Here is a 12504-nt window from a genome sequence, read left to right as displayed (position 1 = left end):
GCCGCCCGCGTCGGCGCGCAGTTGGGGCTTACATAAAAATTGGTAAACCGCAACGACTTCTCTGCGAAGCGATCAATGTGAGGCGTTTGTACCTCGGGATGTCCGATACACGAGAGGTTCATCCCCTGATCGTCGGTCATCACGAAGACAATGTTCGGCTGCGAATTCTCCAGCGTTGTCGCTTCGGCGGTTACCGCAACTAGTGTGATCGAGACAAAAATAAACAGGTATTTCACAATACTAAACTCCGATACATTCTCTTGGACTTCAATTTTTTTACTCGCCGCTTTTCGTGCGCAAACCGGTTGTTGCATCCTTTTCCGGAATGATGCGAATTTTGGTTTCCCAGGGTACGTGCCGGTCAAAAAGGGTGCCGTATTCCTGATAGCCGTTGTAGTCGATGCTTTGCTCCGCCCAGCGTTTCACCTGTGCATCGTACTCGGCTCGCATTTTCACCAGGACCGGTTGATATTCCGGGTTGCTGCTCAGGTTGGTCATCTCGAGCGGATCTTCAGTTAGGTGGAACAGTTCTTCGGTTGGCTGCATGGCCTGTTTCTCATCGGTGTAGTACCAGTAGATATACTTGTACTCGCCGTTAATGACGGAGAGGCAGCGTGTCGCCTCCTGGCCAAATACCTGAATGATTGGCAGTGTTTTACGAACCTTGGCGGTTTTATCGGCCAAGATCGGCATTAGGCTTTTTCCGTCGTAGACTTCCGGCACTTTGACACCGGCTGCGTCGAGAATGGTTGCGGCAATATCGACGTTCCCGCTGAGGGAATCCGTACGCCGCATGGTGCCGCTTTTTGGATTGCGCGGATCGTAGATAATCAGCGGAGCGCGTGAACCTTCTTCATACGGAAGCACTTTTCCGCCTAGCCCATGTGCACCCATCAGGTAGCCGTTGTCGGAGGAATAGATGATTACGGTGTTGCCCGCAATTCCTAACGACTCCAATTCCTTCACCATTTTGCCGACGGCCACGTCGACTCCGTAGAGGAGTTGATGATAAACCCGGAGGGTGTGCTGATATTTTTCATCCGTGCTGTACGCCTCATCCCAGTATCTTTTGTATTGCCGATCCTGACGCGATTGTTCCGCCAGATGCAGTCCGGCATCACGACCGTAGTTGTCTGGCTTTTTCCAGACCGTGTCCTGGTACACATGGTCAAACTGCGGATCGGGTACCAACGGTTTGTGCGGCGCTTTGAAGCCGACGGTCATACAGAAAGGTTGACCTTGTTTGACGGAGTCACGCATGAAATCGATCGAGGCAGCCGCCAGTGCTTGAGTCAGGTGCGGATGATCTTTTTCATATCTGTTCAGACCCTTGTTTTTGGCGGTCGTGTAATTGCATTGACCGCCCTTGGTCAGGTAGAGGTGATACGAATCCTTTACTCCCGTACCTTCAATACCTCGCTGATCGAGGTTTTTCTGGTCATGCACTGCGAATCCAAATTTTCCAGCGTTGGCGACTCGATAGCCCGCCTTCTTCAGCAGGACTGGATAAGAAGTTGCCCATTGCTTGGTGCCCATCGCACCATGCATAAAGTTGCAGCCGGTTTTATATTCATACATTCCGCTCATGATGTTGGCGCGGCTGCCCATGCAAACAGAGGTGGTGTCGTAATGCCGGTCAAATATCACTCCGCGCCGGGCAAGCTCGTCAATGTTCGGGGTTTGTACCTGGTCGTTTCCGTTGACACCCAGCGTGTGATAAGCCTGATCGTCGGTGAGCAGGAATAGAATGTTAGTCTCCTTCGCATGGACGGAAGAAACCGCCAATGCAATGAACGCATTCAGTATCAATATTCGATTGTTCAAAGTCTTCCCCTAACGTATTGAATCGATTTCACGATCGATTTCACGATCGCACTCTTGTTCGCGGCGGCTGGAATTTTCCACTTCCTAATCCTTGCTCGCTTGCCTCTTGGGAATGATCTCCATTCGCAAGCGAGGAGGAAAACGGCTGCTATCGGTTCCCTCAACCATTCGTGTCATCTTAACGGTCATTTGTTCGAGTTTGCTTCCATACTCTGGATTCTGAGCAAGGTCGGTCACCTCGTCTTACTCATTTTTATCTTCCTTGCTTCCTTTCAAACGGTCGAAATGAAACGGTGTCGCCGCCTGGGAAGTCTTTTGGGACTTCCGACATGGTCACCTTGTTGGTCGCCGCCCACTCGACGCCACGTTTGAACGTTGTGATGAAGCCGACGCATTCAAAGGCTTTCGCATCATGGCCGAGTGTGGTGTGGAAGACGCGTCCCTTGTGATATTCGATCGTCATCAGCATGGGCTCGTTGCGTTGGGTCAGCGAGCTGATCGCTGTTCCCAGAATCGTTAGGTCTTCGGCTGGTCCTCGCATGTAGGCATAGCATTCGTCGTAGGCATGAAGCCACCGCTCGGGAAGGCCCTGACAAATGGGATGAGCACGCTCTCGCATCGTTACCACGAGGTCTGCCTTTGGACCGTGTTTGCCACAGATGCCAGGAGCGTCGTCGCGCACGACCTCGCCCAGTTTGTTCACATAGACATAGGGGCCGTGCTCCTCGGTGCGACCGTCCCACCCTCCGATGCCGATCATTTGGTTGTAGGCCTTCCAGTCAGGAAAGCAGTTGTCGGCGGCATGAACACTGACGAAACCACCGCCATCTCGCATGTAGGTCTCCAACGCGGCCTCAGTTTCCTTGGGCCACGCTGCCGCCTTGCATCCAAAATTCGAAATCACCACGTCATATTTCGAGAAGTCTGGCTTGAAGTTCGGGTCTGTCTGAGGCGTCTTCGTTGGGATGCCCTCCGCAACTCCCGCAAGAGGAAGCCAGTCCGCTTCACGCTCGCTTCGCCACACAAATCGGGTTCGGGCAACATCGACCTTAAAGAGGCCTGTTTCTTCGAGATACTGACGCATCATGATCGTCGACTTTGGCCAGACCGAATGGTTGTTCTGACCGTCGATAATCAGCGCTCGCAACGGTTTGGCTGAAGCAATGCTCGGCAACATTGCTGCTGCCAGAATAAAAAATGCAAGTGGCGTTTTCATGGTGAGGGTTTCCTGATGTTTAGCAGCAGCTTCAAAACCGATTTGCCAGTATTCTGAGCCGACGGCGCTAGCCGCGGGTATTGTAAATTCCGAGTGAAAACCAAATGTCACGCGACGCTAGCGAGTTCGGCTCGGGTGTTGAAACCACTTCTAGCTTTTCCATAGATCGTCGCCATATTCCCAGCCCTTGCGAGCGGGCTCTTTAACGTAGGCGTTGAGTTCCGGACGGTTGGTGACGCGCATGTTCTCGGAGTCCCACTCAATGCGTCCGCCGAAGCGTTGAGCGAGAACACCGATCAGCGAGACTTCCGTCATCGGCGCGGCGTAGTCAAAGTTCGACCCGGGGATTGGCCCGTCGCCCTTGATCGCGCGCACCCATTCTGCAAAAGGACCGCCACCCGGCACGCGAGGATACTTCTTCTCGATCGTGACAGTTTTCTTGAACTGCTGGTCTTTCTCCTTCGTCGACAAACTCGGCTTGCCCGAGCGATTGTTCAGATAACCATTTTGTTTATCGCCGAACCAGAAGGATCCGCCGCCCACGTTGCCCTTGTCCCATTCTTTCGGCCGCTTGATTTCGGTACCGCCGTTGTTCGCCCCGTCATACCAGTACATGGAGCATGCGTCTTTATCGCCGCGCGCCGGAAAATCGAATCGGATGACTGAGTAGTCTGGAAGCACGCCATCCATCGACGGACCACGCTCGATGCACTCGACAACCGTCGGGGCGTACAGATCAAGTGCCCAAACCGGTCCGTCCCCGGTGTGGCAGAACCAATCGCCGAGCTGACCTGTTCCGTAGTCATAGAAGCCGCGCCACGAAAGCGGATGGTAGATCTCGTTGTACGACGTCTCTTTGGCCGGCCCGAGCCAGAGGTCCCAATCGACTTCGGCAGGGACAGGCTGTTTTGGCAATGGCACAGCCGCAGGCTTCTTAAAATACTTTCCGCCCCACGCTGGACCGGGATGCCCCAAATGCACTTCATGTACTTGGCCGAATACCCCCGCGTCATACCATTCGCGCATCGTGCGGATGCCGTCGCCTGTATGCCCTTGGTTCGCCATATTCGTGATCACCTCGTATTTGTCCTTGGCCTTTTTCAAGGTTCGGGCTTCCCAGATGTTATGCGTCAGAGGTTTCTGCGTGCAGACGTGGATGCCTCGCTGCATAGCGTCGATCGTGGCCGGAAAGTGAGTGTGGTCCGGCGTACTAATACAGACGCCATCGATTTCGCTGTCCATCTTGTCAAGCATCACGCGGAAGTCAGAAAAGGTTGGCGTTCCTTCCCGACCCTTGGGGAACTTGCGACTGTCGATGTCGCACATCGCGACGATATTTTCGCCCTTGCAACCGCTGAATGCTTGATGAGCCACGCCACCTGATCCAATGATGGCGATGTTGACTTTGCTGTTGGCCGATGGGCCAGGTTTACCAATCGCAAAACGCGGGAGTGCAAAAGCACTTGTCGCAGCTAGAGAGGCTGCTTTGACAAAGGCACGACGGTTGGTTTTCATTATATTTACTTTTAAGTTGTTGAAATGGGTAGGTTAACGTCTACTTCTTATACGAACTGACGTAGACCTCTAATGCCTTCTTCAGCCGGGCGGCAACTTCCGGGTAATCGTCGATCACATTGTTTGATTCTCCAATGTCATCTGTGAGATTGTATAAGGCGTTTCCCTTGTGCGGACGCGCTATCGATTTGACCTTGTGACTCTGCCGCGAATGAAACTTCCAGTCTCCGCTGCGAACCGCTTGCGTTTCGTAGAAGAAGTATCGGTGCGGTGTGGTGGTGTCCTCTTTTCCGGTGATCAAGTCGATGATCTCCCTGCCGTCCAATGGAACGTCTTTTGCCGAACCAGCACCTGTGATTGCGGCAATGGTGGGCAACAGGTCGATCGAAGACGCCATTTCGGTACAAACCGAACCGGCAGGAATGCGGCCCGGCCAACGCATGATACAGGAAACCCGCATGCCACCTTCGAAGGTGGTCTTTTTGCCCTCGAGCAACGGCAGCGCGGAACCGCCATCTTCGCCCTTTAAAAGCCACCGGCCGTTGTCGGAGGTGAAAACAACAAGCGTATTGTCAGCGATATCGAGTTCTTCGAGATGATTCAATAGACGACCAACGTTGTAGTCGATTTCCTCGATGACATCACCATACAACCCCTGTTTACTTTTCCCCTGGAAGTCGCTCGAAACATACCATGGCGTATGCGGCATCGTATGTGCCAGATAGAGAAAGAATGGTTCCTTTGTCTGCGTACTTTCGGAAATGAACCGAACACTCTCGTCCGTATAACGCCGCGTCACAGTACTCTGGTCCACCGGTAGTTCGATGCAAAGCTCATCCCGCATTAGAAGAGGTTCTCCCCGCACTTGCCTGATCTTGTCGCGACTGTACCCTTCCCGAAACAAGCAATCTTTTGCGTACTCCATATCAGCAGCGGCAGCCATATCGTTGCTGTAGGGAATTCCGAAATACGAATCGAATCCTTGGTTTGTCGGCAGGTACTGTTTTTCGTCTCCCAAATGCCATTTTCCAACCTCCTTCGTCGCGTACCCCAAAGGTTTCAGTAGTTCGGCAATCGTGACGTGTTTCGGATCAAGTCCCTGCGGCCCTGTCGTTTTGCTTGGATTCAAAACCAGCGGCATTCCAACACGTTTGGGATAACAACCGGTAAGCAAGGCCGCACGGGAAGCCGAGCATGCGGAAGCAGCGACGTAGAAATCGGTGAAACGCATCCCTTCGTCCGCCAGATTATCGATATTGGGCGTGGCGATGTCTGGCGAGCCGTAGCAGCCGAGATCCTGGTAGCCCTGATCATCTGTGAAAATGATGATCACGTTCGGTTTCTCAGTGGCAGATGCAATGTGATGAAGCTGGCCACAAAGCATGAAGGTTGCCAAAGCGGTTACGATTTTCATTCTGTTCGGTTTCATGATAAATCCCACTAAGCCAATTAGTTTTTGACCGGAACCGGTCGTTCTACTTCCTTGATGCCGTATTCTGATTTCCAGTCATCAAAGCTATTTGACCATTTGCCAGGACGCGCATCTTCGGCTGTGACAATTTTTTCGTCGTGTTCAAAACCCTCTGAAGTGACGTTTTCGATGATTACTTCGTATCTCGCTTCGGATCCATCGTAGACCGGCGCAATGGATGGTCCGCTAAAGAACTTGCTGTCGTACCATAGACGCAGATGCTTAAAGTTCGCTTCAGGAACCATCTGCAGCGAGTGTTTTTTGAGCTGTGCATTCATGCCGAACTCAGCATGTATGTTCTTGATGGAACTGCCTTTTGCAAAGCTACCGGGCTTTGCGTGAGGATCAAGTTTCAATTGAGCTTCTTTTACACCGCCGAGTCCAAGCTGGACGGCATACGTGCAGCCTCTGGTGGTGACATTTTCAACGTTGACCTTTCCATTCACTGCGCTGTGCGGTCCCATCATCACAGCGCATCGTCCGTTTTCACAGACAATGTTCTTTCCTGTAATATTGTAGACCCCCGTGTGTAGGCCCACGGCGCCGGTCTCGAGGCGAAGTGTTACACCTCCATCTGCGTAGAGGTCTTCAAAGTGTACGTTTTGTGCTCCGTGCAGCTGAACCAGTCCGTAGCCTGGGCTTCCGTTGAAGATTCGGCAGTTGCGAATCGTGCCGTCGGTTGCACGGCTTACCTCCCACTTCGTCACGTCTTTGATATTTGTATTGGTCGGGCTGAGCGTCATTCCGCAATAGACCGTGCAGTTGTCTTTGACATCCATATCGGAGATCAGGAAGTTTTTGACCATTCTGCCGAGCACGCCGCGGACGCCTTCACCCTTATTGGGAAAGCGATCCGAATAATCGACTGTCCAACGCCCGCCGAGACCTCGGATGCTGACGTTTTCGATGAACGCACCCTCTTGCCCTTTGGTCATCTTCTTGGGCTGTTCCGCATCCAAACTGAAAACGACTGTCTTGGATCCCTTGGGCCAGTCCGGTTTGATGACCGTATCCTTCTCGATCAACAGGTGGATGTTTGACATCAGTCGGACGTTTGCCAGACGGTAGGTTCCTTTGGGAACGATCAAACGCCCACCGCCCTTGGCGGCCAGATCGGCGATTGCCTTCCGGAACGTTTCACTCTGGTTGTTCTTCGCGTCGTCATCGACGAGCCCATAGTCTGCTTTGAGGTTTTTCGTCAAACCGGTTGGGGCCATCGTCTCCCTATATTCGGCTGTTGCCAGGGGCGCCGGAGTGAAGAGGAGAAGGCCAAAAGAAATCTTGAGTATGAAGTTTTTCACGCCGTGCTTTTTCCTTATTCTGTCGTGGGAATGTTTCGGTAGGAGGTCGGACATCACTTCGAAAACAAAAGATCCAGGGCAGGCGAGCGAAGCGTTTCATGGTGCGAACCTGCGAAAGCATGCCACGGTGCTCCCTTCGTTCCCTCGGTTTCGGAGACCAGAACGATCGACACGAGTCGGTTCGAATCGCTGGCTACCAAGTTCGCGAGTTTCTGACCGTCGATTTGGAACCTGCCCGTTTGCTTTCCTCTGAGCAGTCTCTGTTGATGGCTTGCTAGAGCTTCTCGAAAATGCCGGTGTCGTATCAGTCATATAGCGGCATACCTGCTAATCGCGAATGGTTACGGTTGAATCCCATAGTTTTTGCATTCAGCGAGTGCTGGCTCCTTACCAGCCAACTGAATCCAAGAGATCCGTCCGGTCGTAGATCGCCAATATCAAAGTCGATCCGACCACGCCCTCAATGAAGTAGGCAGTGATTGGCATTACATTCCTATAATCGATTGCTTCAAGTGGTTCTGAATCGGTTCGAGCTGCGGCCACTTGACGTTTGGGTCGTCATGGTCACTCGACAGCTTCGATCCTGGCGTGCTGCGGCCTCGCATGATGATGCCAGCCAGTTGTTTCTTCAGCAACTCGGTCACCTCGGGGTGATCCGCGGCGACGTTGATCTTTTCGATGGCATCGGTTTCCATGTCGAATAGCTGCAGGCTTGCGGCATCCATGATCAGGTCGTCTTTTCGCGGATCACCGCGGTTAGAGCCACCAAAATCATCGAACATGACTTTCCACTTTCCGCGTCGAATGGAAAAGATCCCTTTGTCGGAATGATGGATCACAAGGCGTTCATCCCCACCCGGAATTGCAGTCCCCTTGAGCGCTGGCAAAAAGCTGACGCTGTCCTCACCGGCATTGTCGGCCAGCTTAACACCGATAAGCTCGGCGCAGGTCGCCAGGAAGTCCGTGGTGCAGGCCAATTCACTAGACACGGTGCCGGCCTTCACGAAGTTTGGCCAGCGCACGACGAAGGGGACACGGTGGCCTCCTTCCCAGTTGGTGCCTTTCATGCCGCGATAGATCCAACTCGAGTGGTGCCCTTTTTGGGCCATCTCTGGAAATCCAGCCTTGGGAGAGGTACCGTTATCTGCGGTGAAGACCACGAGTGTGTTGTCTGCGATTTCGAGTTCATCTAGGGTCTTGAGTACTTTACCGACCACCCAGTCGCTTTCCATGCAGAAGTCGCCGTGCAGATTAAGTCCGCTTTTGTCTTTAAATCGGTTACTCGGAACGATCGGCGAATGGGGTGACGGCAACGGCAGGTAGACAAAGAACGGACCGTCTTTGTTCTCCCTGATCCAGCCGCACGTTTTTTCAGCGAACTTGGTGAGCACTTCCTGCTGCACGTATTCCGGTGCGGCGTATCCGGGTTTGGACGGTTGTGTGTAGCCGCGCGCGTTCACTTCATCCAACGTCTTCAAAATTTCAAGCGTGCCCTGTAGCCGGTCGTTCTCGATATAGGCATGCGGATCCATGTTCAGCGAAGCGGAGATTCCGAAGTAATAATCGAATCCGAGGCTGTTAGGACCGTTTTGGATTGGCGCTGCCGGATCAATATCCTTGTACGAAATTCGCTTTCCGGCTCGGCTGGGATCGGTGACCTTCCAATCCATCCCGAGGTGCCATTTCCCGATACAGGCAGTCGCATAGCCCTGCTTCTTAAGAAGCGAGGCAACGGTTTCACGCGTTGGCTCGATCAGATGCGGGCTATGTCCGCCGAGAACCCCCTGTTTCAACGTCGACGTCCGCCATGAGTAGCGGCCCGTAAGGATGCCGTACCGCGTCGGGGTACAGACTCCCGAACTGGTATGCGTGTCCATGAACTTCATGCCTTCGCTCGCCATGCGATCAATGTGCGGCGTCGGGATCCTGCTGTCTTTGTTATAAGCCCCGACATCTCCTTGACCCATGTCATCAGCAAGGATGTAGATGATATTCGGGGTCTCGGCAGCGATGCTCGAGCAGGCCACAAGCGCGCACATCGCGGTGACGCCAAATAGGATTCTAGGATTCATAGAGTTGTGTTTGATTTTGGATTGACTTCTTCGATATTGCTGGAGTGCCCCGGCGGCCCCAGTCGCAGGTCCCGTACCGCGTGTTTTCGCAAGCCGAGGCCCGCAACTAGAGCGGTCGGCTTGCGATTTAATCGCGTTCTCAAGTACAGCCTACGCGACGAACTGCGCTGCCTGATACTACTTGGTCTTCTTCTTTTTCGTGCCTCTTTCATCCGAAACGCCATGGTCTGTCTTCCACTTACTGACAGCCACGCCCCATTTACCCTTTGGGAAGTCTGCCTCCGTCATGATCGGCTTATCTGCGTTGTATTTGAAACCTTCCATGGTTACGTTCTCGATGATCATTTCGTATTGATCGCCCGAACTGTCGACCACTGCACCGATCGACGGTCCCTCAAAGAACTTGTTCTCCCATCTCAGATTCAGGTCGTCGTGGTATTCTGCTGGAATGCCCAAGAAAGCGTGCGTCTTGACTTGTGCGTGCATGCCAAAGATCGCGTGGATATTTTTCACGTAGCTGCCTTTCGCGAAGATTCCATCGACTGCATCAGGATTCTGCTCGAGTTCCTTCGCCTTGACTCCGCCCGATCCGATTTGAACCGCAAACGCACTGCCGATTGACTTAATTCCATCAATCTTCACCACACCGTTCATCGCACTGTGTGGACCACACATGACGGCACAACGTCCATTCTGATTGACGATGTTCTTACCAGTGATGTCATAGATCGCTGTTTTGTCACCCACCGCTCCGGTTTCCATGCGAAGCGTTACTCCGCCATTGGCATAGAGGTCCTCGAAGTGGATCGACTGTGCGCCGTGTAGTTGCGTCAGCCCATAACCTGCGCTGGCATTGAAAATGCGGCAGTTGCGAATGGTTCCGTCGGTTGCCCGAGATACCGGCCAACCCTTGGATTCGTTCTTTGTTTGCATTGGTGACAGTGTGATACCGCAATAAACGGAATAGTTGTCTTTCACGTCGAGATCAGCGATCAGGAAATTCCGCACCATTTTTGCCAGGATACCTCGAATACCCTCGCCTTTCTTTCGCTCCCGATCGGAATAATCAATGATCCAGCGACCACCAAGCCCACGGATGCTGACATTCTCAATGAAGGCTTTCTCCTGATCCAGATTCATCTTCTTTTTGGAAGACCGTTCGGCGTCCAGGTTGAAGACCACCGTCTTTTCCCCTTCTGGCCAATAAGGTTTGATGACGGTGTCCTTCTCGATGAGAAGATGCACGTTCGATTTAAGCTTGACGCTTGCAAAACGATAGGTTCCCTGCGGGATTACTAATCGCCCACCTGCCGAAGCGGCAACATCGTCGATCGCTTTTTGCAGGACATCGCTTTGATTGGTTTTTGCGTTGTCATCGACAAGCCCATAATCGGAGCCAACATTTTTTGTTGGGCCGTTCGGGTCCATGGTCTCTTTGTATTCGGCGTTGGCCGTTGCCGCAAAGCCAATCGCCAGCAGCGATAGCAGCATGAGCCTTGATGTATATTTCATAAACGTTTCTCCTAAAAACGGGTTATGGGTTAGTGTCATTTCAACTCCGCTAGTCTTCGTGTCGGTTTGATTGTGGGATCCGAGTCGGCATCGACGTAGTTTGGTGGTTTGTCAAAGTGAATTTTTGGAAATCCAACACGTTCCGCCGGAACATGCTTTTTCATTTCCGCAATCACCCCGGCGTGTTCGGGGCGATTGATCCGATTCGACCATTCCATCGGATCATGCTTCAAATCGTAGAACTCTTCAGCGCCGGAAAGACTGTGGATGTAGTGGTAACGTTCCCCCATCACGGACGTTCCTGCCGCTGAGACCGTGACGCCAAAGTGCTTCCACTCTGTTTGGGGGTTACGAAGCAATGGCGAAAAGTCGTGACCGTCAAGCTCTTTGGCCGGCAGTCCGCAAAGCTCCACCAAGGTCGGGTACAGGTCAATCAGACTGACCGTTCGGTCGCAATAGGCAGCGTTTTGATCTTTCATTTCGGGTAGGCGAACGATGAACGGTGTCTTTGCCGCTTCGCACCACAGTGTGTTTTTGAGGTAGCGATGTTTTTCACCAAGATGCCAACCGTGATCACCCCAGATAACGACGATCGTGTTGTCGGCGTGCGGGCTCTTTTCCAGAGAACTCAGAACCATTCCTAGGCAGGAATCCACATAGCTGATACTCGCCAGATAAGCCTGCACGGCTTCCTTTTCCAAACCATGTTTCTTGATCCATTTGTACTCGCCGGTCGGCTCGTACGCAGGCTGACCATTGGGATTCAGAATGTCGTTGAGGTCGTCTTCCTGAATCTCCGGAACGTTTAGCGAGGCGAGATCGTACCGATCAAAAAACTCCTGAGGAACAATCCAGGGCAGGTGCGGCTTGATGAATCCAACCGCCATTAAGAACGGCTTGTCAAACTCGCGTTCCATCTGTTTGCCAGCCCAGTCGGCAACACGATAATCGACCGTTTCCTCAAAGGGCTTTTTCGTTGGCCCCCAACTGAGTTTGCTTTCCTTGCTCACAAAGTCGGGACTCTGACGACCATTGATAATCCCGGATTTACTCGCGGTGTAGCGTTTCTTGTCAGGCCCATCCTTCACTCCCCTGCGTGCCCGCGCGTGTTCATCAAATGCCCAGTGCCCAAAATCGACACCATGTTCCGTGGCGTGCTTGTGAAAAATTTTGCCGTTTGACAGTGTGTGATATCCGTTTTTGGAAAAGTACTCGGGCAGCGTTGCGTGCGTCTTGATGATGCCCGAGTAGATCATGTTGGAGTCATTCCCATAGACGCCGGTCCGCCCAGGCATGAAACCGGACAGAACGGCTGAACGCGACGGTCCACAGATGGGGGCCGCGCAGACACCATTGCGGAAAATCACCGAACCGCGTTTGCAAAACTGGTCCAGCTCCGGTGTCTGTGCCTGCGGATGACCTCCCAGCGGCCCAACCCAGTCGTTGATGTCGTCGATGGCAATGAACAGCACATTTGGATGGGTGTCCTCGCACTGAGCTGACTGTTCAGTCGCCAGTCCAAAGACTGACATTGTCGTCGCCACAAGCAAAAATCGAAATTCCATAACGTGAGCCACAAAGAGGGTGTTGGTT

At 52.8% G+C, this 12504-nt stretch carries 10 protein-coding genes; all 10 read right to left on the bottom strand.

Annotated elements, in window-relative coordinates; all coding sequences use genetic code 11:
* On the bottom strand, positions 1–236 hold a 236-nt coding region (locus CA13_RS34795), incomplete at its 3' end, for a sulfatase-like hydrolase/transferase (RefSeq protein ID WP_419194043.1).
* Between the two features lie 40 nt (positions 237–276).
* Positions 277–1824, bottom strand: coding sequence for a sulfatase-like hydrolase/transferase (locus tag CA13_RS07380; RefSeq protein ID WP_146395291.1), 1548 nt, complete (start codon positions 1822–1824; stop codon positions 277–279).
* Between the two features lie 84 nt (positions 1825–1908).
* On the bottom strand, positions 1909–2061 hold the full coding sequence (locus CA13_RS34790; RefSeq protein ID WP_419194042.1) for a hypothetical protein: 153 nt from the start codon (positions 2059–2061) through the stop codon (positions 1909–1911).
* A gap of 16 nt (positions 2062–2077) precedes the next feature.
* Complete coding sequence (locus CA13_RS07375; RefSeq protein ID WP_146395290.1) at positions 2078–3040, bottom strand: ThuA domain-containing protein; 963 nt, start codon at positions 3038–3040, stop codon at positions 2078–2080.
* Positions 3041–3190: 150 nt separating this feature from the next.
* Positions 3191–4555 carry a Gfo/Idh/MocA family protein gene (locus CA13_RS07370; RefSeq protein ID WP_146395289.1) on the bottom strand — a complete coding sequence of 455 codons (1365 nt, stop codon included), beginning with the start codon at positions 4553–4555 and terminating at the stop codon, positions 3191–3193.
* A gap of 40 nt (positions 4556–4595) precedes the next feature.
* On the bottom strand, positions 4596–5969 hold the full coding sequence (locus tag CA13_RS07365; RefSeq protein WP_419194041.1) for a sulfatase family protein: 1374 nt from the start codon (positions 5967–5969) through the stop codon (positions 4596–4598).
* Positions 5970–6004: 35 nt separating this feature from the next.
* Complete coding sequence (locus tag CA13_RS07360) at positions 6005–7243, bottom strand: glycoside hydrolase family protein (RefSeq protein ID WP_419194040.1); 1239 nt, start codon at positions 7241–7243, stop codon at positions 6005–6007.
* Positions 7244–7812: 569 nt separating this feature from the next.
* Positions 7813–9399, bottom strand: a complete 1587-nt coding sequence (locus tag CA13_RS07355; protein WP_419194039.1) for a sulfatase family protein — start codon at positions 9397–9399, stop codon at positions 7813–7815.
* A 177-nt stretch (positions 9400–9576) separates the two neighbouring features.
* Positions 9577–10911 (bottom strand): glycoside hydrolase family protein, encoded by a 1335-nt coding sequence (locus tag CA13_RS07350; RefSeq protein ID WP_419194038.1) that lies wholly within the window; start codon positions 10909–10911, stop codon positions 9577–9579.
* Between the two features lie 35 nt (positions 10912–10946).
* Positions 10947–12476, bottom strand: coding sequence for a sulfatase (locus CA13_RS07345; protein WP_419194037.1), 1530 nt, complete (start codon positions 12474–12476; stop codon positions 10947–10949).
* Between the last annotated feature and the right edge of the window lie 28 nt (positions 12477–12504).

This window comes from Novipirellula herctigrandis, assembly GCA_007859835.1.
Classification (GTDB): Bacteria; Planctomycetota; Planctomycetia; order Pirellulales; family Pirellulaceae; genus Novipirellula_A; species Novipirellula_A herctigrandis.
Note: the sequence above shows the minus strand (reverse complement) of the source record. Positions and strands in the feature narration are given on the sequence as shown.